Genomic DNA, 21,675 nt, shown 5'->3' with positions numbered 1-21,675 from the left:
CTTGATGACAAAGCGCCGGGACGGCGGAATTCTGAGGTTGCCTAGGGGCGGCGAGGCTGCCGCCCTGGAGGGCGGCTGTGCCCTCGCCAAGCGGTCTAAGGCGCGAACATGATGCTTGCATGACAGTTGGTGACGCATTCGCGTCGGCCCGCCGCGACGCTGCTGGGGAAGTGCGGCCGCCCAAAAAATCGATCGTTCCGACACAGGTTCGACAGCTTCCAGGAGCTGTTCGTAGTACTAGACACTCATGTACAGTACGTATATGGTTCCGGTTTCGGACAGTCCGGGGAGGGAAGCCTTGAAGTCTCACTACCGCGCAGTCGTCATCGGGGGAGGAGTGGTGGGCGCTTCGGTGCTCTATCACCTGGCGCGGTTCGGCTGGTCGGATGTGGCGCTGATCGAGCGCGCCGAATTGACGGCGGGCTCCACCTGGCATGCGGCGGCAGGGTTCCACGCGCTCAACGCCGATCCCAATGTCGCCGCGCTGCAGGATTATACCATCAACCTTTACCGCGAGATCGAGGCCGAATCCGGCCAGGACGTCGGCCTGCACATGACCGGCGGCGTCAACATCGCCAGCGATCCGGCGCGCTGGGAGTGGCTGAAATCGGCCTGGGCGGTATTCCAGTCGGTCGGCATCGAGACCGCCCGGCTGGTGACGCCTGACGAGATCATGGCGATCTGCCCGATCGTCGACGTCACCGGCGTGCTTGGCGGCCTATACGATTCCAACGAGGGCCATCTCGACCCTTACGGCACGACGCATGCGTATGTCGGTGCCGCCAAGAAGCGCGGCGCCGACGTGATCCTGCGCAACCGCGTGGTCGAGCTGAAGGCGCGCGCCGACGGCCATTGGGATGTCGTCACAGAGCAACGCACCATCACCGCCGAGCATGTCGTGAATGCCGGCGGGTTGTGGGCCAAGCAACTCGGCCGCATGGCCGGGGTTGAACTGCCGGTGACGCCGATGGAGCACCATTATTTCGTCACCGAGGACATTCCGGAAGTCGCTGCCCTCGACAAGGAGATCGGCCTGGCCGTCGATCTCGACGGCTTTTCCTATCTGCGGCAGGAGCGCAAGGGCGTGCTGCTCGGCGTCTACGAGCAGAACCCGAAGCACTGGAACATGGACGGCGCGCCGTGGGATTACGGCATCGAGCTCATCCCCGAAGACATCGACCGCATCGGCCCGGAACTTGCCAAGGCGCATGAGCGCTTCCCTTGCCTGGCGACGGCAGGCATCCGCAAATGGGTCAACGGCGCCTTCACCTTCACCCCGGACGGCAATCCGATCGTCGGGCCGGTCCGCGGCCTGAAGAATTACTGGGTCGCCTGCGGCGTCATGGCCGGCTTCAGCCAGGGCGGCGGCGTCGGCAAGTCGCTGGCCGAGTGGATGATTTACGGCGAGCCGCAGGCCGACATTTTCGGCATGGACATCGCCCGCTACGGCGCCTTCGCCGCAAACCGGGAATATCTCAGGCAGACGACGCGACAGTTTTATTCTCGTCGTTTCGTCATGACCTTTCCCAACGAACGGCTGCCTGCGGGCCGGCCGCTGAAACGCCCCGGCGCCTATGACGGCATGAGTGCGGCGGGCTGCGAATGGACGGCTTCCTGGGGGCTGGAAATCCCCGCCTATTTCGCGCCGATGGGATTCCGCGAGGAGACGACGCTCAGGCGCTCCAACGCCTTCGACATCGTCGGTGACGAGGCGCTGCAAGTCCGGCGCGCCGCCGGCCTCATCGATATCTCGGCCTATGCGCGCTACGCGATCACGGGACCGGGCGCGGAGGCCTGGCTCGACAGGCTGCTGGCCTGCAGGCTGCCGAAGGCGGGACAGGCGAGGCTGGCGCCGATGCTCGGGCCGGACGGGCGGCTGAAGGGCGATCTCACCGTCTTCAACTGGGGCAATGGCGACTACTGGCTGATGGGCTCCTACTATCTGCGCGAATTTCACATGCGCTGGTTCGAAGCGCATATGGCTGAAGGCGTTTGCGTCACCGATATTTCAGGTGCGATGTCCGGCTTCCTGGTCACTGGCCCCAATGCCAGAAAGATCGTCGAGCGCACGACGCACCAGGACATCTCCGCCAAAGCCTTGCCATTCATGGCATGCGGCGAGTTCGACATCGGCATGGTGGGGGCGCGGATGGCTCGCCTTTCGATCGCCGGCGAGCTCGGCTTCGAGATCAACTGCCCGGCCAGCATGCACGCCACATTGCGCGAAACGCTGCTTGCCGCCGGCGAGGATCTCGGCCTCGCCGAGATTGGCTATTACGCACTCAACGCGCTTCGGCTGGAAAAGAGCTTCGGCATCTGGTCGCGCGAATTCACGCAAGGCTACACGCCCGGCCAGACAGGGCTCGACCGCTTCATCGCTTTTGACAAAGGCGATTTCGTTGGCCGCGAGGCGGCGCTGAAGGAGCGCAAGCCGAGTGTTGGACGACGCATCGTGACGCTGGAAGTCGATGCCGTCGACGCGGACGCCAGCGGCTTCGAGCCGGTCTGGCACGGCGCGCGGCGCGTCGGCTTCGTCACCTCTGGCGGCTTTGGCTACACGATCGGCAAGAGCGTCGCGCTGGCGTTGGTGGATGACGATTTTGCCGAGGAAGGAACGGCGCTTTGCGTGCACATTGTCGGCACCGAGCGGCCGGCGCGTGTCATTCCGGCTTCGCCCTACGATCCCTTGGGCAAGGCGATGCGGCAATGAGGAGGTTTCCGGATGATCGATGACGCGGCACGCGAAGGCAGGCGCGAGCGCCGGCGAGGACGCATCGGCGAGGCCGGCAGCGAGAGCAGCCGCCGGCCCAATTACCGCTCTCTGAAGAACCCATTCCTGCCGCAGCCAATCTTTTCGGACGACCACGTCGCCTCGATCCACGACACGGCACTGCGCGTGCTGGAAGAGCTGGGCATCAAGGTTCTGCTGCCGCAGGCGCGCGACCTGCTCGCTCGCGCCGGCGCCCTGATCGACCCCGAAACCGACATGGTGCGGATCGGCCGCGACATGGTGGCGGCCGCACTGGCCTCGGCGCCAAAATCGATCCAGACCCATGCCGGTGACCGCTCCCGCGATCTGACGCTGGAACTCGGGTCGATGACCTTCCTGGCAGGGTGCGGCGCGCCGAACGTCACTGACCTCGAACGCGGCCGCCGACCAGGCACACTGGCGGCCTTCGAGGAGTTCATCAAGCTGGTGCAGCATTTCGACGTGCTGCACATGCTGGGACCTTGCGTCGAGCCGCAGGACATCGACAACCGTTTTCGCCACTACGCCGTCAACCGGGCGCAACTGACCCTGTCGGACAAGCTTCCCTTCATCTTCGCGCGCGGCACCCCGCAGGTCGACGATAGTTTCGACATGATCAGGTTGGCGCGCGGGCTGTCCGAGGACGAGTTCCGCTCGGGCGCCCATTGCTACACCGTCATCAACACCAATTCGCCGCGCCAGCTCGACATCCCGATGGCGCAAGGCATCATCGACTTCGCCAGGGCGGGCCAGGTCCTGATCATCACGCCCTTCTGCCTGGCGGGTGCGATGGCCCCGATCACGGTGGCCGGCGCGCTGACGCTGCAGCATGCCGAGGCGCTGGCCGGGTTGACGCTGGCGCAGATCGTGCGGCCGGGCGCTCCTGTCGTCTACGGCTCCTTCTCCTCCAATGTCGACATGAAATCGGGCGCGCCGGCCTTCGGCACGCCGGAGCATATCAAGGCGACGCTCGGAGCCGGCCAACTGGCGCGCTTCACCGGCCTGCCGTGGCGTTCGGGCGGCGGCAGCGCGGCCAACATCTCCGATGCGCAGGCGGCGCATGAGACGCAGTTTGCGCTGTGGGGCTCGGTGCTGGCAGGCGCCACCGTGTGCATCCATGCCGCCGGCTGGCTGGAGGGGGGGCTGAGCGTTTCCTTCGAAAAGCTGGTCACCGACATCGAGGCGTTGCAGACGGTGGCTGAACTGTGCGCCGCCACGCCCGGCGACGACGATGCCATCGGCTTCGAGGCGATCGCCGAAGTGCAGCCCGGCGGCCATTTCTTCTCGGCAGGTCACACCATGGCGCGCTACCGCACCGCTTTCTACGAGCCGCTGGTGGCCGACTGGTCGAATTTCGGCAGCTGGACGCAGGCCGGTTCCAAGACCGCAACCGAACGCGCCACCGGTATCTGGAAGCGCATCCTCGCCGATTTCGAGCCGCCGGCGACGGCCATTGCCACGTCGGCTGTGCTCGATGAGTTCATCGCGCGCCGCACCGAACAGGGCGGGGCGGCGCCGGTCTCGTGAGATAGCTTATTCCTCTCATCGTCCTGAATTGTGGGTGCGATCCGGAACCTGCTGCACCTCTCATGCATTCATGGCACGGCCGGTGCCTGCTCGCATTGCGAGCCATTGAGGGAGGACGACCACATGGGTTTCGACCAGTACCACGAACCGCCCGAAGAATTGTCGCAGGAGGTGCGAACCTTCGCCCGCATGATCACCTCGCTGATCGAGGAAGCGGAAGCGATCTCCTGGTATGAACAGCGCATGTCGGTGGAGAAGGACCCGCAGGCCCGCGCCATCATGAAGAACGCGCAAGGCGAGGAGTTCAAGCATTTCGGCATGGACCTCGAATTCCTGCTGCGTCGGAAGCAGGACTGGCGCGCGGAACTGAAGGAAATCCTGTTCACCACCGGCGATATCGTCAAGGCTGGCGAGGCGGGCGAGAAGAAGGTGGATTGAGCGGTCCGGCCCGGGTGGTTACCGAAAGTTCCTTTCACTCCGGACGTCCACGCTATTGGAATTGATTCCAATCAATTTTAGCTGTGAAATCGCAAATATAATTAGCATCAAAATCTACTTCGATTTTCACAAGAAAACCTCAGGATTTTTCGGCCAGCTCCTTACCCGAGCCAGTGTCCATTTTTCTCACACCGCCGCGACAAATCCGTCCAGCACGCGTTTCTGGCCGGCTTTGTCGAAGTCGATGGTCAGCTTGTTGCCCTCGATGGCCGCGATGTTGCCGTTGCCGAATTTCTGGTGGAAGACGCGGTCGCCGACGTTGAACGGAGACGGTGTGTCGGCGACGGATTTGGCGACCAGTTCGCCGTCGATGGTGCGGCCCTTGATCGAGGTGCGGCCGGCGCCGTAGCCGCTGTCGGTCTCGCCATAGCCGATGCGCTCGACCTGGTGGCCGGAGCGCGAGCCCCAGTTGCGATCGGTCGCCTCGGTGCGGTTCTGCTGCGCCCGCTGCCAGCCCGGCGTGGCGTAGCTGTTGGAGAAGGCGCCGGATTTTTCGGCGCCGACATTGTCGAACCGCGAGGCGCCATAGGGGTTCTGTCTTCCTGCCCCCTGGCCGCCTCGGCCGGAAGCGAACGAGCCGCCGCCATAGGAATTGCCGTAGCCGCCATAGGAGTTGCCGCTTTCGGCGACTTCGACATGGGTTTCAGGCAGTTCGTCGAGGAAGCGGGAGGGAATCGTCGATTGCCACAGGCCGTGGATGCGGCGGTTGGAGACGAACCAGATGTGCAGGTTCTTCTTGGCGCGGGTCACGCCGACATAGGCCAGCCGGCGCTCTTCCTCCAGGCCGGAACGGCCGCCTTCGTCCAGCGCGCGCTGGTGCGGGAACAGGCCTTCCTCCCAACCCGGGAGAAAAACGGTCTCGAACTCGAGGCCTTTGGCCGAATGCAGCGTCATGATGTTAACGGCGTCGAGTTCGGCGTTCTGTTCGGCATCCATGACCAAAGCGACATGTTCGAGGAAGGAGCGCAGCGATTCGTACTCCTCCATGGAGCGGATCAGCTCCTTGAGGTTTTCCAGCCGGCCAGGCGCCTCGACCGAACGGTCGTTCTTCCACATGTCGGTGTAGCCGCTCTCTTCCAGGATGGTCTCGGCGAGCTCAGTATGCGGCGTGGTTTCCAGCGCCTTCTGCCAGCGTTCGAAATTGGCGGCGACCTCGCGCAATGCGGCGCGCGGCTTGGGCTTCAATTCATCGCTCTCGGCGAGCTTGGCAGCGGCTTCCAGCATCGGTACACGCAGCGCGCGGGCCGTGTCGTGGATCTGACGGATGGTGGTTTCGCCGAGGCCGCGCTTGGGCACATTGACGATGCGCTCGAAGGCGAGATCGTCGGCGCCTTGCGCGACGACGCGGAAGAAGGCAAGCGCGTCGCGGATCTCCATGCGCTCATAGAAGCGCGGGCCGCCGATGACGCGGTAGTTCAGACCGAGCGTGACGAAGCGGTCCTCGAACTCGCGCATCTGGAAGGACGCCCGCACCAGGATCGCTATGTCGTTGAGATTGTGCTTCTGGCGCTGATAAGCCTCGATGGTCTCGCCGACAGCGCGCGCTTCCTCCTCGGAATCCCAGGCGGCGTGGACGTTGACCTTGCCGTCCTCGGGATCGTCGCGATCGGTGAACAGCGTCTTGCCGAAGCGGCCTTCATTGTGGGCGATGAGGTGCGAAGCGGCGCCGAGGATATGCGCGGTGGAACGATAATTGCGCTCCAGCCGGATGATGGTGGCGCCGGGAAAATCCTTGTCGAAGCGCAGGATGTTGTCGACCTCCGCGCCGCGCCAGCCATAGATCGACTGGTCGTCGTCGCCGACGCAGCAGATGTTTACTTTGTTTTCGCTCACGGGCTGTTCCGCGCCTGCCGGCGCGGGCCCGACCCCTCTTTTCTGCGCGCCTTCGGCGTCGCGGGAGGGGCCTCGCAAAGGCTCGGACGCCCGGTCGGGCTTGCGGCCTTCGGCCGAATGCAAATCCGTAGACGTCGCGCTACGCCCGCTATTTGGCCGCTGTGCCAGGAGCCGCAGCCACATGTATTGCGCGGTGTTGGTGTCCTGGTACTCGTCGACCAGGATGTATCTGAACCGCTTGTGATACTCCTTCAGCACGTCCGGATTGGCGCGGAAGATGCGGATCGGGTGGCAGAGCAGATCGCCGAAATCGCAGGCGTTCAGCGTCTGCAGGCGCTCCTGGTAGGCCTTGTAGAGCTCGCGGCCCTTGCCGTTGGCGAAACTGCGCGCATCGCCCTCGGCGATATCGGCCGGGCCTTGCCCCTTGTTCTTCCAGCCGTCGATCATCTGCGCGAACTGCTTGGCCGGCCAGCGCTTGTCGTCAAGGCCCTCGGCCTGGATCAATTGCTTGATCAGCCGCACGACGTCGTCGGTGTCGAGGATGGTGAAGTCGGATTTCAGCCCGGCAAGCTCGGCGTGCCTGCGCAAGAGCTTGACGCCGATCGAGTGGAAGGTGCCGAGCCAGGGCATGCCCTCGACATTGCCTTCGCCGATCAGGATGCCTATGCGCTGCTTCATCTCGCGCGCGGCCTTGTTGGTGAAGGTCACGGCCAGGATCTGCGAGGGAAAGGCTTTTCCGGTCGCCAGGATGTGGGCGATGCGGGTGGTCAAGACGCGCGTCTTGCCGGTGCCGGCGCCGGCCAGCACCAGAACGGGACCTTCGGTGGTTTCCACCGCCAGCCGCTGCTCGGGGTTCAACCCCTTGAGATAGTCGGGCGCGTTGTTGTGGCCGCTGCGGGCAGCCATGGCGCGCGCGGCGATGCCCGACGGGGCGGTGGGCCGCGCATCGGGTTCATCGAAAAAGGGCATGTCTTCGGAAAAGCCGGACATCGCCCCCGAATGTAGTGATTCGGCGGAGAAAGACCAGAACTGTCTACGTTTTGTTCCATTCCTGATTGTTTCCGGCCTGCTTGACAGGCAGGGCGGGTGAGGGAAAGCTGCGCAAAGGGCAGGGAGGGGATCCTGTTGCCCACCGCCGCCTCGAGGCGCGCAACAGTCGAAGGAGTATCATCTTGGCTGTCACCATCACCTCCCTCATCCTCTTCCTCATCGGCCTCGCGCTTGGCGCCGGCGGCATCTGGTTGGCTTCACTGGGAGGCAGCTGGTACTACATCATATCAGGCGTCGCCTTCCTCATCACCGCATGGCTGCTCTACCGGCGCAGATCGACCGCGCTCTGGCTCTATGCCGCGATCGTGCTGGGCACGCTTGCCTGGGCGGTCTGGGAAATCGGCTTCGACTGGTGGGAACTCGGGCCGCGCGGCGGCATCATCGTGCTCGTCGCGCTGTGGCTGCTGACGCCGTGGGCGAGGCGGGGCCTTGTTGGTCCCGATGGCCGCGCGCCGCTCATTCTCGCCGTGTTGGCGTCGCTGGCGGTCGCCGGCTATTCAATGACGACCGATCCCAAGGATATTGCCGGCAATTTCGACACCGACAAGGTGACCCCGGCGGCCGATCTCGGCGGCGACATACCTGCCGGCGAATGGCACTTCTACGGCCGGACGCCCTATGGCCAGCGCTATTCGCCGCTCGACCAGATCACGCCGGAGAACGTCGCCAACCTGCAGCCGGCCTGGACCTATCGCACCGGCGACGTGAAAGGTCCCGACGATGTCGGCGAGACCACCTATCAGGTGACGCCGCTGAAGATCGCCGATACGCTCTACATCTGCACGCCGCATAATTTCGCCATCGCCATCGACGCTGCCACAGGCAAGGAGAAGTGGCGCTACGACCCCCAGGTCAAGCTCGACAAGGACCGCCAGCACCAGACCTGCCGCGGCGTGTCCTATTACGCCGATGCCAAGATCGGTGCCGGGCAGCCTTGCGCCGCGCGCGTCTACCTGCCGACTTCGGACGCGCGGCTGATCGCGCTCGACGCCGCCAACGGCCAGGTCTGCCCATCGTTTGCCGAAGGCGGCACGCTGAACCTTCTGACCGGCATGCCTTATCCCAAGTCCGGCTATTACTACTCGACCTCGGCGCCGCTGATATCGGGCGGCAAGATCATCGTCGGCGGCGCGGTCAACGACAATTATTCGACGCAGGAGCCGTCCGGCGTCATCCGCGCCTTCGACGCCTCCACCGGCGCGCTGATCTGGAACTGGGATTCCGGCAATCCCGACCAGACCACGCCGCTGGCGGCGGGCCAGACCTATACCGCCAATTCGCCCAACATGTGGTCGACGCCGAGTGCCGACGAGAAGCTCGGCCTCCTCTACATACCGCTCGGCAACCAGACGCCGGACCAGCTCGGCGCCGGCCGCAGCGCCAATGTCGAGAAATTCTCCTCCTCGATCACCGCGCTCGACCTCAATACGGGGCAATTGAAATGGGTGCGCCAGACCGTGCATCATGACCTGTGGGACATGGACGTGCCGGCGCAGCCGAGCCTTGTCGACATCACCAAGGCCGACGGCACGATCGTTCCGGCGCTGGTCGGGCCGACCAAGCAGGGCGACCTCTATGTGCTCGACCGGCGCACCGGCGAGCCGGTCATCGCGGTCAAGGAAGTGCCGGCGCCCGGCGGTGCCATCGAAGGCGACCACACATCGCCCACGCAGCCCGTGTCGGACCTTTCCTTCAATCCGCCGCCGCTGACCGATGCCGACATGTGGGGCATCACCATGTTCGACCAACTGGCGTGCCGGATCGCGTTGCACAGGCTGCGCTATGAGGGCCGCTACACGCCGCCATCGCTGCAGGGCACGCTGGTCTATCCCGGCAATTTCGGCGTCTTCAACTGGGGCGGCGTGGCGGTCGATCCGGTCCGGCAGGTGCTGTTCGGCATGCCGACCTATCTCGCCTTCACCTCCAGGCTTGTGCCCCGTGCGGACGTGCCGCCGCCAGGCGACACCAAGGGCAGCGAGCAGGGGCTGAACCGCAATGACGGTGCTCCCTATGCGGTGGTGATGGGACCGTTCCTGTCGCCGCTCGGCATTCCGTGCCAGGCGCCGCCATGGGGCTATGTCGCCGGAGCCGACCTCAGGACCGGACAGATCGTCTACAAACACAGGAACGGCACGGTCTACGACATGACGCCGCTGCCTTTGCCGCTGAAGGTCGGCGTGCCCGGCATTGGCGGGCCGATGATCACCGCCGGCGGGGTGGCTTTCCTCGGCGCCGCGGTCGACGACTACCTGCGCGCCTACGACCTGACCTCAGGCAGGCAGCTCTGGCAGGCGCGCCTGCCAGCCGGCGGGCAATCGACGCCGATGACCTATACGGTGGCTGACGGGCGCCAGTTCGTGGTCATCGTCGCCGGCGGCCATGGCTCGGTCGGCACCAAGCCCGGCGATTACGTGATGGCGTATGCGCTGCCGAAGTAGGAACGGGTGCGGTCTCGCAGGATCGCGCCCTAACTGATTCCGAGATGGCTCTTCAGGCTGGGTACCGAGCCGAGCACTTCATTGGTGAGATCAGGCCCGGCGGCGGCTTCGGCCTGTTGGATCAGCGTGGCCCCGGCCTGCCTGATCTGCGCCATGTCGAGGCCGGAAGCCTTGAGCGCGGCGACGCCGTTGATCAGTGCGCCGGCCTTTTCGCCGAGAACACCGCCCAGCGCGCCTTGCAGCGACGACAGCAGGCCACCACCGCCGGCCGCGCCGGCGGCCATGACGTCGTATTGGCGGGCGAGATCGTCGGCGCCGGGAATCTTGGCGAAGAAACCCGAAACGTTGGTGCCTTCCGCCTCGTGCTCCAGCACCGAGAAGATGGTGCCGACGACTTTCTCGGTCGTTGCCTGGTCGAGGCCTGCCTTTTGCGAGACGGTGTTGACGATATCCTGGACGTTCATGGTCTCACCTCAAATTTGGGATTTCGGGTCCGGGCGGCGGTCCCGGCCGATGCGAAGCTCGATCATCGACCGCCTGCCTGCGTCCACAAGCCGGAAGCGTAATGCCTGAGCGGCAGCCAGGGCAAGGACGAACGCGCTGGTGAGGATAGGCATGATCATCGGCGGGTGTCCTTCTGGTCGGGACGGGCATCGGTAGCACGCAGCTTCCCTTACCATTGTGGCAGTGCCGCCAGGATTTATCGGCGATGACCAAAAAGTGATGGGGCGGGCGCCGGCGTTGCCGGCTTCACTGGCTGCGGCCGATGCTTGCCGCTGCGCTCATCCAGGCTGGACCGGGCCAGCCGCGCCCCTATGTAGCTCCGGTGTTGAAACCTGAAGCCGAGGAATGCGCCATGACCAAAGCAGCCGCCAGACCAGCAAAGCTTGGGATCACCCAGGCGATGATCGACGCCTATGACGAATACACGCATCTGACACTCGATCGCCGCCGCTTCATGGAGCAACTGACCCGGCTTGCCGGGTCAGGGGCGGCGGCCGCGGCGATCGCACCGATGCTGGCGGCGAATTCCGCCCAGGCGGCCATCGTCGCCGAGAACGATCCCCGCGTGAAAGGCCAGGACATCACCTATCCCGGCGCCGGCGGCGAGATGAAGGGCTATCTGGTCAAGCCGGCGGATCAGACGGGCAAGCTCGGCACCGTCATCGTCATCCACGAGAACAGGGGACTCAACCCGCATATACGCGACGTCGCCCGGCGCGTGGCGCTGGAGGGGTTCGTGGCGCTCGCTCCGGATTTCCTGTCGCCACTCGGCGAGACGCCCGCCGACGAGGACAAGGCGCGCGACATGTTCACCAAGCTGGATCCGGCGCAGACCGTCGCCAATGGCGTCGCGACGGTGGCTTTCCTCAAGGCCGACAAGGACGGCAACGGCAAGGTCGGTGTCGTCGGTTTCTGCTGGGGCGGCGGCACGGCCAACATGCTCGCCGTGAACGCGCCTGATCTGGCGGCAAGTGTCGCCTATTACGGCATGCAGCCGAAGGCCGCGGACGTTTCCAAGATAAAGGCGGCGCTGCTGCTGCACTATGCCGGATTGGACAAACGCACCAATGCCGGCATCGACGCCTTCAAGAAGGAACTCGATGCCGCGCATGTCGAATACACGGTCTATGTCTATGAAGGCGCCAATCACGCCTTCAACAATGACACTTCGGCAGCGCGCTATGACAAGAAGGCGGCTGATCTCGCCTGGGGCCGGACCGTCGCCTTCCTGAAGGAGAAACTGGCTTAGCACAGGATCTACTGCGTGCTCGCCGGCCTGTGCAAGGCGACGCCGGCCACCACCAGCGCAATACCGATGCAGTCGCTGATGCCGGGGATCTGGCGCAGCACGAGGATGCCGATCAGCGTCGCGGTGATCGGCAGTAGCGACAGCATCAGTGCGAAGCTCGACCGCGGCAGCCGCGCCATGGCGAGCTGGTCGCAGATATAGGGGATGACCGAGGAGCAGATGCCGACGCCGACGGCCGCCATCAGCAGCGGCGCGGAGAAAAAGGCGGGCAACGCGTCGGTGAAGCCGATCGGCAGCACGACCAGGAAGGCCATGGCCATGGCGGCGCCGAGCCCGGCAATACCGCCGCCGGCGCCTAAAGCGGCGACGCGGTGGCCGAGCACGATGTAGCCCACAAAGAGCGCGCCGTTGAGGAAGGCCCAGAACAGGCCGATGGGATCGCTGGACCATTTGACGTCGACCAGCAGCAAGGTGCCGGCAACGGCGACGGCAAGGGCAGTGAGATTGCGCGCGCTTCGGAGACCGACCAGCGCGACGCCGATGGTGCCGACGAATTCGATCGCGGCCACCAGCGAAATCGGCAGGCGGTCGAGCGCCAGATAGAAGGAGCAGTTCATCACTGCCAGACAGGCGCCGAAGGCGAGCAGCAGCAGCCGTGTCGACCAATCGGCCTGGGCGAAGGTTCGCCACGGACGCGTCAGCGGCGCGAAAATCAACGCGGCGGTGGCGATGCGCAGCCAGGCCATGCCCAGCACGCCGATCTGCGCAAACAAAAGCACGGCGACGGCAGGGCCGAGATAGTGGAACACGGCGCTGACGCAGAACCACACATGCGGCGGCAGCGATGTCGCCAGGCTGGTGAAGGCCGCACCTGCGGGCGTGGTTTGGACTTGCGTCCGATCGTTCATCGGATCAGTATCGCAGGTATTTTTTCCGTCTGATATGGGCAGTGGTCGTTCAGGGACCTCGATCGCTTTCCGGATGCAAGGAGTTTTTGATGAAGCGCCTTCGAAACGAAAATCTCGACCTCGACGCGGTCGATCTGAAGATACTTTGCCTGCTGGAAAAAGATGCGCGCGCCAGCACGGCCGAGCTGGCGCGCGCCGTCGGCCTGTCGGCGCCGAGCGTGTCCGAGCGCATCAAGCAGCTTCAGGAGAGCGGCGTCATCGAAGCCTATTGCGTGCGGATCAATCCGGCGGCGCTTGGCCTGAACCTGTCGGCATGGCTGCGCATCAGGCCGGTGCCGGGGCAGCTCGCCGTCGTGGCCGATATCATCCGCGACCTACCCGAGATCACGCAATGCGACCGGGTAACCGGCGAGGACTGTTTCATCGCGCTGGCGCATGTCGGCTCGGTGGCCGAACTCGAAAGGGTGATCGACCGTATCATTCCCTACGCGATGACCAACACGGCGATCATCCAGTCATCGCCGGTGGCGGCGCGCTCGCCGCTGGCGGCGATCAGGCGGCAGGGTTGAGGTCAAATGTCGTCAACGGAGTGGCCGCTCTACCCGCAGCGTCAGGCGTGGCCGCGCTTCATGCGGGCCTGCTTAAGGATGACGCGCCAGCGGATCATGTCGAAGGGGATCGGCTCATTGTTGTTGGCGATGTGGAAGATCTCGTTGTTCACGTTCTTCAGCGAGCGCCAGAAATCATAGTCGGTAATGCGCGGATCGGCGGCGAGCCTGTCCACCTCGACTTTGATATCGGTTTTCATGCACGTCCCCCGAATCGGCTATGCCCCGCCGCCCGTGTCGCTACTTCGATGCGGATCGTTTTCGAACGGCCCGCTGAGTCGCGCAACGGTCCAATCGGCTTGTTCCCGTTAAAACCTCGGTAAGGTTAACGCGGGCCCCGAGCTGGTTCAAGCCGTCTTGCGTTTGATGCCGATCGAGCGGCCGGCGCGCTCGGGCATCGGCAAGGCTGCGTGAGCGGCGCGCATCGCTTCGATCTTGGCCAGCACGTCGGCGGGAAAGGGGGCTACCTTGGGGCCGGACATGTCGACATGCAGTGCAAGCTGCTCGGACGTCGCGGCGAGCCAGCCGTCGGCATGGCGGATTTCCTGGTAGAACCGCAGCCGCTTCTCGTCATGGTCGATGAGTTGGAAGGAAACTGTGACCTTGTGGTCGAGATGCAGTTCCTGCACGTAGCAGACATGGACTTCGGCGGTGTAGATGGTGAGGCGGCGGTTCTTGACATAGTCCAGCCCCATGCCCATCGCCTCAAAGGCTTCATCCGAACAGCGGTCGAACAGGACGTTGTAGTAGGCCATGTTGAGATGGCCGTTATAATCGATCCAGTCCTTCTCGATAGCCATTGGCTGAGAAACAAAAGGGGCGGGGATCGGCATGGCAACTTCCTTGTTCTGGTGCTGGACAGAGCGTGGTTGTAAGAGCGGTTCATCGTTTCACGGAAACGTCGGACCGCCTCTTTGATACAATTCCCCAGGGAAAGCGCTAGGCGCTTTCCCGGGAAAACCGCTTCACACTTTTCCTGGAATTGCGTTAGGCATCATCCATAAATGCATGACAAGCATGGACACACTGGTCCATTCGCGGAGGAATTCATGGCCCTGAGCGACCTCAATCCGGTCGAGCGCAACGAAGAAGGCATCGCCGCCGTGCTCGGCATCCTCAAGCAGCGGTTTGGCGAGCGCTTTCAGACCGGCCAGGCGGTTCGCTCCCAGCATGCGCATACGACAACCTACATCCCGACGCAGGCGCCGGACGGCGTCGTCTTCCCCGAAACGACCGCCGAGGTACAGGAGATCGTGCGCGCCTGCGCCGCGCACCGCGTGCCGGTGATCGCCTTCGGCGTCGGCTCCTCGCTCGAAGGCCACACCAATGCGCCGGGCGGCGGCATCTCGGTCGACACTTCCCGGATGAACCGGATACTATCGGTCAATCCGCAGGATCTCGACTGCACGGTCGAGCCCGGGGTGACTCGCGAGGATCTCAACCGGCATCTGCGCGACACCGGCCTGTTTTTTCCAATCGATCCCGGCGCCAATGCCTCGCTGGGCGGCATGGCGGCGACACGGGCCTCAGGCACTAACGCGGTGCGCTACGGCACGATGCGCGAGAACGTGCTGTCGCTGACGGCCGTCATGGCCGATGGCGAGGCGGTGACCACCGGCAAGCGGGCAAAAAAGAGCTCGGCCGGCTACGATCTGACACGGCTGCTGGTCGGCTCGGAAGGCACGCTCGGCATCATCACCTCGCTGACCTTGAGGCTGCAAGGGATTCCGCAGGCGATTTCCGGTGGTGTCTGCCCGTTTCCGAGCGTCGAAGCGGCTTGCAACGCCGTCATCGCGACGATCCAGATGGGCATTCCGGTGGCGCGCATCGAACTGGTCAACGCGCTGCAGATGCGGGCGATGAAGACATATTCCAAGCTCGACTATCCCGAAAGCCCGTGCCTGTTCGTCGAATTCCATGGCAGTGATGCCGGCGTTGGCGAGCAGGCCGAGACCTTCGGCATGATCGCCGAGGAGAATGGCGGCGGACCGTTCCTGTGGACCAGTGTCGCCGAGGAGCGCACCAAACTTTGGAAGGCCAGACATGACGCCTATTGGTCGTCGCTGACGCTGCGGCCAGGCGCCAAGGGCCTGTCGACCGACGTCTGCGTTCCAATCTCGCGTTTTGCCGAATGCGTCACCGAAACCGAGGCCGACATCGCCGAAATGGGGCTTGTCGCGCCGATCGTCGGCCATGCCGGCGACGGCAATTTCCACGTCCTGGTGCTGATGGACGTGAACGACCCGAAGGAAATCGCGCTGTCGGAGAAATTCGTGGCGCGGCTCAACATGCGGGCCATCGCCATGGAGGGCACCTGCACGGGCGAGCACGGCATCGGCCAGGGCAAGATCGGCTTCCTGCGCCATGAGCTCGGCCACGGCGTCGACATCATGCGCACGATCAAGCGGGCGCTCGATCCGCTCGATATCATGAACCCGGGCAAGATCCTGCCGGCTGCCAAATAGGCGCCGTCATAGGCTCGTCTTGACCCCACCTCCAATCGGGACGAGACTCCATGTGCTGAAGGCCCAGAAGAGACGGGCAACCCAAGCGGAGGAGTGGTGTCATGGCGATTTCACGCAAGGAAGAAGCGCGCGCGCTGAGTGCCGACGAACACGAACTGGTGGAGAAATCGCACCATCCGGCGGTCCAGGACCTTTCCGACGCCGATCTGTCCGGCCTCGTCAAACGCCTGCGGGAGCGGCGCGACAAGGCGCAGACCGAGGCGCGTCGACGCCGGCGCGAAATCCGGGGCAAGGGCACACCGAAAGGGGCTGTCGCTTCAAAGGCCGATGGCGGCTCTCAGTTGAAGCTTGCGGTGCTGGCGATGGCCATGCGGCGGTTGAATGGCGAGGCCGAACGGCGCCGCCAGTTGACGGCGCGCGTCTCATTGGTCGACAGCGCGCGCAAGACGCTGGCCCTGAAGCAGAAAGCGCCGACGGATGGTCCAGCGTTCAACGCGCGCACCGCGCACAAGGGCATGCGGGCCGTGGCAAACCAGAGGACGCCGAATCTGGTTCGGCCGGCCGAGCTCGGCCGACAACGCAAAGCGGCCAAGGTGGCGCAGGCAAAGCGCGACGCACGTTGAATTCGCACTGATGACGCCGATGATCGCGTGCTGATCTCCGCAGCACGCCGAAGCACGACAAACGCTTCTCCGCCGGCACGTGGTCGGTAGGCCGCTTTGCTGTGTGCGTCGTTTACCGAGTGGCCAACTTCTCTGGCGCTGCTTCGGCAAGCACCTGCAGCATCGGCCGTGTCGGTGCGAAGAATGTCGTGCCGGTGTGAGGGGTGGAGAAATCAAGCAGCCGGTCGTAGGCGCCGGGCGGATCGCCGACATACATGCGCTGCAGCATCTTCTCGATCACCCAGAGATATCTCGAATAGCCGATGAAGTAGGTGCCGAATTCCCGTTGCCCCGGCCGGCCGAACGGCATGTTGTCGCGCAATATGTCATGTTCGGTGCCGTCGGCATCCTCGATGGTGGCGAGCGACTTGTGCGATTTGCGCGGCGCTTCGTCATCATCGATTTCGATGTTGTCGATCTTGGTTCGGCCGATGATCGCCTCCTGCACGGGCGTGGGGATTCGCGCCCACGCCTGGAGATCGTGCAGGTATTTTTGAACGACGACATAGCTGCCGCCGGCAAAATCGGGATCTTCGTCGCCAACGAGCGCCGAGGCGGGCAGATCGAGGCCGGTGGGGTTGGCTGTGCCGTCGACGAAACCGAGCAGGTCGCGGGCATCGAAATAACGGAAGCCCGAGACTTCGTCGACGACGGTCACGCCGGGACCAAGCCTGTCCAGCAGGATACGCTCGAACTCGAAGCACATGTCGGGCCGCTCGGAGCGGATATGGAAGAGAAGGTCGCCCGGCGTCGTGGGCGCGGCGTGAACCGCACCCTTGATCGGCGCGAACCGCTTCAACTCCGCCGGCCGCCGGCCGGGGTTGAGCCGGTTCCATAGATCGTGGCCGATGCCGGCGATGCAGGACAGGCGGCCGCCGAGGTCGCGGAACCCGACAGTCTTGACCAGGTCGTCAAGGTCGCCGAGTACGGAACAAACCTTTCCGAGAACCGCCTGTTCATCGGCTATGGTGACGACAAGGAAAATCGCTGATTGCGAAAGCGGCGCATCGACGCTCTGCGCATCGATCGGTACACGGTCCCAGTTCTTCCCCGACATCCCCAATTCTCCGCTTTTCCAGGATTGTTTCAGACGATCCCGGATCGGAAAACGCCGCGACCGGAACAGGGCGAGGACGCCCAAAGCAAGGTATCGCGATCAAGAGCGACCGCGCAACATCGAACGCCGTCCATGGTTGTCGCCGACGACGATCGAATTGCCTCTTTATCGACACGCGGATGCAGGTAGAGTGCGGCTGATTTCAACCAAACCGTTCGGAACTGATGCTCGCACGCCTGTTCGTGATCTTTGGTGGCCTGTTCGTGCTGGTGCTGTGCGCGGCGCTGGTGGGGCCGTATTTTGTCGACTGGTCCGGCTATCGGGCGCAGTTCGAGCGCGAAGCGAGCGCCATTCTCGGCCGCAAGGTGACCGTGCAGGGCGACGCCACGGCGCGCTTGTTGCCGTTTCCGTCGGTAACCTTCTCCAATGTCGCCGTTGCCGGCGGCCCCGCCGGCCAGCCGGCGATGACCGTCGAGACGTTTTCGATGGATGCGGAACTGGCGCCGTTCCTGCGTGGCGAGGTGCTGATTTTCGACATGCGGCTGGTGCGGCCGAAAGCGACGATCGACATCGCCGCCAATGGTACCGTCGACTGGGCGATGCGGCCGTCCTCGCCCTTCAACCTCAACCAGATCTCGATCGAGAAGCTGACGGTGACGGAAGGGCAGATCGAGTTGCGTCATGCCGCCGGCGGACGCAGCCACACCATGTCCGAGATCAATTCGACCATTTCGGCCAAATCGCTGGCGGGCCCGTGGCGCATGGATGGCACGTTGAGGTTCGACGGCCTGCGCACGACGGTTGCCGCCACGACCGGCAAGGCCGAAGCCAACGGCCAGATGCGGTTTCGGCTCAAGGCCGATCCCGACGCCTATCCGCTGGTCATCGAAACCGACGGCAATGCCGGCATCGTCAACGGCGCCGCCATCTACTCCGGACAGTTCAAGATTTCCGGCGCCGATAAGAACTCAGCCCAGTTGCGGGGCACCGATGGCGAGACGGTGAAGGTCGGCACCGGCAAGTCCGATCCCGGCTTTCGGGTTAACGGCAAGTTCGCGCTCGATCACCAGAAGCTCGGCATCGATGAATTCCGCTTCGAGACCGGACCCCTCGACAATCCCTATACCGCCGACGGCAAGGCCTCGATCGATCTCGGCCAGAAGCCGAGCTTCGCCATCGAGGCCAATGGCGCGCAGGTGCAGTTCGACGAGGCCGTGGGTGCGGCGGCAGGCGCCGGCCTGACACTGGATCAGCGCATTGCCGGACTGGAACAGGCCTTGCTCGACCTGCCTAAGCCGACCATTCCCGGAACGGTCGAGGTCAGGTTGCCGGCCGTGGTGGCCGGTGACACCACGGTTCGCGACGTTCATCTTTCCGCCGAGCCGGTCGATGGCGGCTGGTCGGTGAAATCGCTCGCCGCGACACTGCCCGGCCGCGCCACGCTGGAGGCCGACGGCCTGCTCAGCGTCGAGAACCATTTCGGCTTCACCGGTTCGCTGCTGCTGGCCGTGGCGCAGCCTTCCGGCTTCGCTGCCTGGTTGTCCAAGGACGTCGACGAGGCGATCCGGCGTCTGCCCGCCGCCGGCTTCCGGGCTAAAGTCGATCTCTCCGAAAAGCGCCAGGCCTTCAGCGATCTCGAACTGGTCCTGGGCAAGGCGATGTTTTCCGGCCGCATCGATTCCAGCCAGCCCGACGACGCCAGGCCCTCGGTGCTGATGCGGCTGGAAGGCGGCGATCTCGATGTCGACGGGCTGGCGGCCTTCGCTTCGATCTTCATCAGTGACAAGGGCGCCAACCGATTTGCCGACCGCGACCTCGATTTCCAGATCAAGGCGGGACCGGTCAGTGCCGGAGGCTTGTCCGCCGACACGGTCGACACCGCGCTCAGGCTGCGCGACGGGCTGCTTGAGATCGACCGACTGTCGGTGGGCGGGCTGGCCGGCGCGTCGATCAGCGCCACAGGCCGGATCAAGGATTTTCCGGCGAGCCCGACCGGCAAGCTTGACGCCTCCGTGGTCGCCGTCGACCTGAAGCCGCTGCTAGACGTGGCGGCGCAGCACTATGCCGACAACGCCGTGCTCAAGGGACTGGCTAGCCGCGCCGCAGCCTATCCCGACCTGTTCCAGGATTCACGCGTCGATCTTGTGGTGAGTGCCGCCGACAATGGCGACGGCACAACGGGGCTTGCTGTGAGCGGGCAAGGCAAGGCCGGCGGATCGTCCTTTTCCGCCTCGCTGTCGGGGAAGGGAGCGGTCGACAAGCTTCTTGAAGCGCCTGTGGCGCTGACCTTCAATGCCAGGAACCCCGACGCCACAGCGCTGCTGGCACTTTACGGCTTGCCGGCGCTGCCGCTCGGCATGCTCGGCGAGGCAAGCACCGACATCCAGGCCAAGGGCACGCTGGGCGGCGGCCTTGCGACGAGCTTCAGCCTTGCCGGCAACGACTTCAACGCCGGTTTCGACGGCACCGTAGCCGACACGCCCCAAGGTCCGGTCGCGAAGGGCAAGGTCAGCCTCGATGCGGCCGACATCGAGCCCTGGCTGATGACATCGGGCATAGGCCTGCCGGGCATGGGGACAGGCACGTCGACGTCGCTCACCGCGCAGGCCGATTACGGCAACGGCCTACTGGTGCTCTCCGGCCTCAACGCCGCCATCAACGAAGCTGCGGTGTCGGGTGACGTGAACATCGACGTCAAGGAGGGGATTGACGGCAAGGATGGCGTGCCGCATCTGGCCGGCTCGCTGGCGCTCGACGAACTTGATCTCGACCCGATGGCGGTGGCGCTGTTCGGCGATTCCGCGTTCACGGACAAGAGCGGAGACAATAAAGGCGGTGTGTGGCCGTCGGCCCCGTTCAGCCAGAAATCCAGCCTTCCATTCACGGCCGATCTCGACTTGACCACGGCTTCCCTTGCCGCAGGGCCATTCGCGACCGCCTATGACGCGGCCTTGTCGCTGAAGCTCGACCAGGAAGGCATCCGCGTGTCCGATCTCAAGGCGAAATTCCTTGGCGGTGCGCTGACCGGCCTGTTCGAATTGAAAAACAATGACGGCACTGGGCTTTTCACCGGCCAGATGAAGCTCGCGGACGCCGATCTGCCAGCCGTGCTGCCGGATGCCGGCATCGGCGGCAAGGGGGATGTCTCCGCGGCGTTTTCGACAAGCGGCAAATCGGTCGACGCGATGATCGCCGCTCTGTCGGGTTCGGGCACGGCGGCGCTGAAGGGCGTCACGGTCGCCGGCGTCAATCCCAATGCGTTCAGCACCTTCCTCGCCAAGGCGGACGCGATCGGCCGCGATATCGATGCAGCCAAGACCGCCGGCTTCGCGCCCGCTATCGCGGCAGATGGCAGTTTCGCGGCAAAGGATACCGACATCGCCTTCACCATTGCAGGTGGCACGCTGCGAGCGCCGCCGATCAGCCTCGAAAATCCTTCGGCGACCTTGTCCGCCGACATCACGGCGGACCTCAATGCCGATACGGTCTCCGCCAAGGGCGCGGTCACCTACCGGCCCGGCGACGAAGCGCTCGTCGGTTCCGAACCGGCGATGAATTTCAGCGTCGAGGGGCCGTTCGGCGCCGTCAAACGGCAGTTCGACAGCGAACCGCTGGCGCAGTTCCTGACCCAGCGCGCGCTCGAGAAGGAGCAGCAGCGGGTCGAGGCGATGCAGGCCGCGTTGCTGGAGAAGCAGCGGCTGCGGCGCGAGGTGCGCTATTACGCTGCGTTGCAGGACCAGCGCGACAAGGCGGCCGAGGAGCTGCGACAGCAGGAGGAGGCGGCGCGGCTGAAGGCCGAGGCCGACGCCAAGGCGAAAGCCGAGGCGGAAGCTCAGGCGCGGGCCGAAGCAGAGGCCAGGGCCAAAGCGGATGCCGAGGCAAAGGCCAAAGCCGAGGCGGATGCCAAGGCAAAGGCCGAGGAGGCGATGCGGACCGCCTCGCAGGAGAAGGCAAGGCTGGAAGCAGAGCGCAAGGGCGCCGAGCAGGCGCCGAATCCGGAACGGGCGCCGCCGCCAGTGGCCAACGACAATCCGCCTCCGGCCAAACCGCAGTTCAATCCGTCTACGATCGACAATTTGCTGAAGTCTTTGCAGTAGGGCAGTAGGGCAGTAGGCAGGGGATTTCCC

16 protein-coding genes are annotated in these 21,675 nt (G+C 64.5%); 9 read left to right on the top strand and 7 right to left on the bottom strand.

All coding sequences use genetic code 11. The annotated features are described in order from the left end of the window. The first annotated feature begins 298 nt into the window (after window positions 1-298). The 3 genes from FJ942_RS16295 to FJ942_RS16285 all read left to right on the top strand — a co-directional run bounded on the left by FJ942_RS16295 (window position 299) and on the right by FJ942_RS16285 (window position 4,714). Window positions 299-2,710: an FAD-dependent oxidoreductase gene (locus FJ942_RS16295; RefSeq protein WP_140898221.1), complete on the top strand. Its 2,412-nt coding sequence runs from the start codon at window positions 299-301 to the stop codon at window positions 2,708-2,710. Between the two features lie 12 nt (window positions 2,711-2,722). Further along, the gene (locus FJ942_RS16290; protein WP_140898219.1) at window positions 2,723-4,276 is read left to right on the top strand and encodes a trimethylamine methyltransferase family protein; all 1,554 of its coding nucleotides are present in this window, start codon (window positions 2,723-2,725) and stop codon (window positions 4,274-4,276) included. Window positions 4,277-4,399: 123 nt separating this feature from the next. Then, window positions 4,400-4,714, top strand: coding sequence for a hypothetical protein (locus tag FJ942_RS16285; RefSeq protein ID WP_140567336.1), 315 nt, complete (start codon window positions 4,400-4,402; stop codon window positions 4,712-4,714). Window positions 4,715-4,900: 186 nt separating this feature from the next. Here FJ942_RS16285 and FJ942_RS16280 read toward each other — a convergent pair whose 3' ends face one another. Further along, window positions 4,901-7,597: a UvrD-helicase domain-containing protein gene (locus tag FJ942_RS16280; protein WP_140898217.1), complete on the bottom strand. Its 2,697-nt coding sequence runs from the start codon at window positions 7,595-7,597 to the stop codon at window positions 4,901-4,903. A gap of 182 nt (window positions 7,598-7,779) precedes the next feature. Between FJ942_RS16280 and FJ942_RS16275 the strand changes: the two genes are divergently transcribed. Further along, window positions 7,780-10,095 carry a glucose/quinate/shikimate family membrane-bound PQQ-dependent dehydrogenase gene (locus FJ942_RS16275; RefSeq protein WP_140898215.1) on the top strand — a complete coding sequence of 772 codons (2,316 nt, stop codon included), beginning with the start codon at window positions 7,780-7,782 and terminating at the stop codon, window positions 10,093-10,095. 29 nt (window positions 10,096-10,124) lie between these two features. Here the strand turns inward: FJ942_RS16275 and FJ942_RS16270 are convergent, their stop codons facing one another. Together FJ942_RS16270 and FJ942_RS28550 are read right to left on the bottom strand one after the other, a co-directional pair. Further along, window positions 10,125-10,559 carry a hypothetical protein gene (locus FJ942_RS16270; protein WP_140495278.1) on the bottom strand — a complete coding sequence of 145 codons (435 nt, stop codon included), beginning with the start codon at window positions 10,557-10,559 and terminating at the stop codon, window positions 10,125-10,127. A 9-nt stretch (window positions 10,560-10,568) separates the two neighbouring features. Beyond that, window positions 10,569-10,718 (bottom strand): hypothetical protein, encoded by a 150-nt coding sequence (locus FJ942_RS28550; RefSeq protein WP_181167328.1) that lies wholly within the window; start codon window positions 10,716-10,718, stop codon window positions 10,569-10,571. A gap of 233 nt (window positions 10,719-10,951) precedes the next feature. Here FJ942_RS28550 and FJ942_RS16265 point away from each other — a divergent pair, with 233 nt between their 5' ends. Then, the gene (locus FJ942_RS16265) at window positions 10,952-11,848 is read left to right on the top strand and encodes a dienelactone hydrolase family protein (protein WP_140898213.1); all 897 of its coding nucleotides are present in this window, start codon (window positions 10,952-10,954) and stop codon (window positions 11,846-11,848) included. 8 nt (window positions 11,849-11,856) lie between these two features. Here the strand turns inward: FJ942_RS16265 and FJ942_RS16260 are convergent, their stop codons facing one another. Beyond that, the gene (locus FJ942_RS16260; RefSeq protein WP_140898211.1) at window positions 11,857-12,756 is read right to left on the bottom strand and encodes an EamA family transporter; all 900 of its coding nucleotides are present in this window, start codon (window positions 12,754-12,756) and stop codon (window positions 11,857-11,859) included. Window positions 12,757-12,845: 89 nt separating this feature from the next. Between FJ942_RS16260 and FJ942_RS16255 the strand changes: the two genes are divergently transcribed. Further along, the gene (locus tag FJ942_RS16255) at window positions 12,846-13,325 is read left to right on the top strand and encodes an Lrp/AsnC family transcriptional regulator (RefSeq protein WP_140898209.1); all 480 of its coding nucleotides are present in this window, start codon (window positions 12,846-12,848) and stop codon (window positions 13,323-13,325) included. Window positions 13,326-13,366: 41 nt separating this feature from the next. On the opposite strand, the gene FJ942_RS16250 is transcribed toward FJ942_RS16255, so the two are convergent. After that, on the bottom strand, window positions 13,367-13,564 hold the full coding sequence (locus FJ942_RS16250; RefSeq protein WP_140495286.1) for a hypothetical protein: 198 nt from the start codon (window positions 13,562-13,564) through the stop codon (window positions 13,367-13,369). 147 nt (window positions 13,565-13,711) lie between these two features. Further along, window positions 13,712-14,197 carry a thioesterase family protein gene (locus FJ942_RS16245; RefSeq protein ID WP_140495288.1) on the bottom strand — a complete coding sequence of 162 codons (486 nt, stop codon included), beginning with the start codon at window positions 14,195-14,197 and terminating at the stop codon, window positions 13,712-13,714. Window positions 14,198-14,413: 216 nt separating this feature from the next. On the opposite strand from FJ942_RS16245, the gene FJ942_RS16240 reads away from it, so the two are divergent. Both FJ942_RS16240 and FJ942_RS16235 read left to right on the top strand, forming a co-directional pair. Next, the gene (locus tag FJ942_RS16240; protein ID WP_140898207.1) at window positions 14,414-15,829 is read left to right on the top strand and encodes an FAD-linked oxidase C-terminal domain-containing protein; all 1,416 of its coding nucleotides are present in this window, start codon (window positions 14,414-14,416) and stop codon (window positions 15,827-15,829) included. A gap of 101 nt (window positions 15,830-15,930) precedes the next feature. Then, window positions 15,931-16,452 carry a hypothetical protein gene (locus FJ942_RS16235; protein WP_140898205.1) on the top strand — a complete coding sequence of 174 codons (522 nt, stop codon included), beginning with the start codon at window positions 15,931-15,933 and terminating at the stop codon, window positions 16,450-16,452. A 112-nt stretch (window positions 16,453-16,564) separates the two neighbouring features. Here FJ942_RS16235 and FJ942_RS16230 read toward each other — a convergent pair whose 3' ends face one another. Beyond that, window positions 16,565-17,548 carry a Dyp-type peroxidase gene (locus FJ942_RS16230; RefSeq protein ID WP_140516541.1) on the bottom strand — a complete coding sequence of 328 codons (984 nt, stop codon included), beginning with the start codon at window positions 17,546-17,548 and terminating at the stop codon, window positions 16,565-16,567. Between the two features lie 224 nt (window positions 17,549-17,772). Here FJ942_RS16230 and FJ942_RS16225 point away from each other — a divergent pair, with 224 nt between their 5' ends. Next, window positions 17,773-21,645: an AsmA family protein gene (locus tag FJ942_RS16225; RefSeq protein ID WP_140898203.1), complete on the top strand. Its 3,873-nt coding sequence runs from the start codon at window positions 17,773-17,775 to the stop codon at window positions 21,643-21,645. Window positions 21,646-21,675 lie beyond the last annotated feature (30 nt).

Source organism: Mesorhizobium sp. B2-4-2 (assembly GCF_006442845.1).
GTDB lineage: Bacteria > Pseudomonadota > Alphaproteobacteria > Rhizobiales > Rhizobiaceae > Mesorhizobium.
The sequence above is the reverse complement of the archived record's forward strand: the minus strand, read 5'-3'. Positions and strand labels throughout refer to the sequence as shown.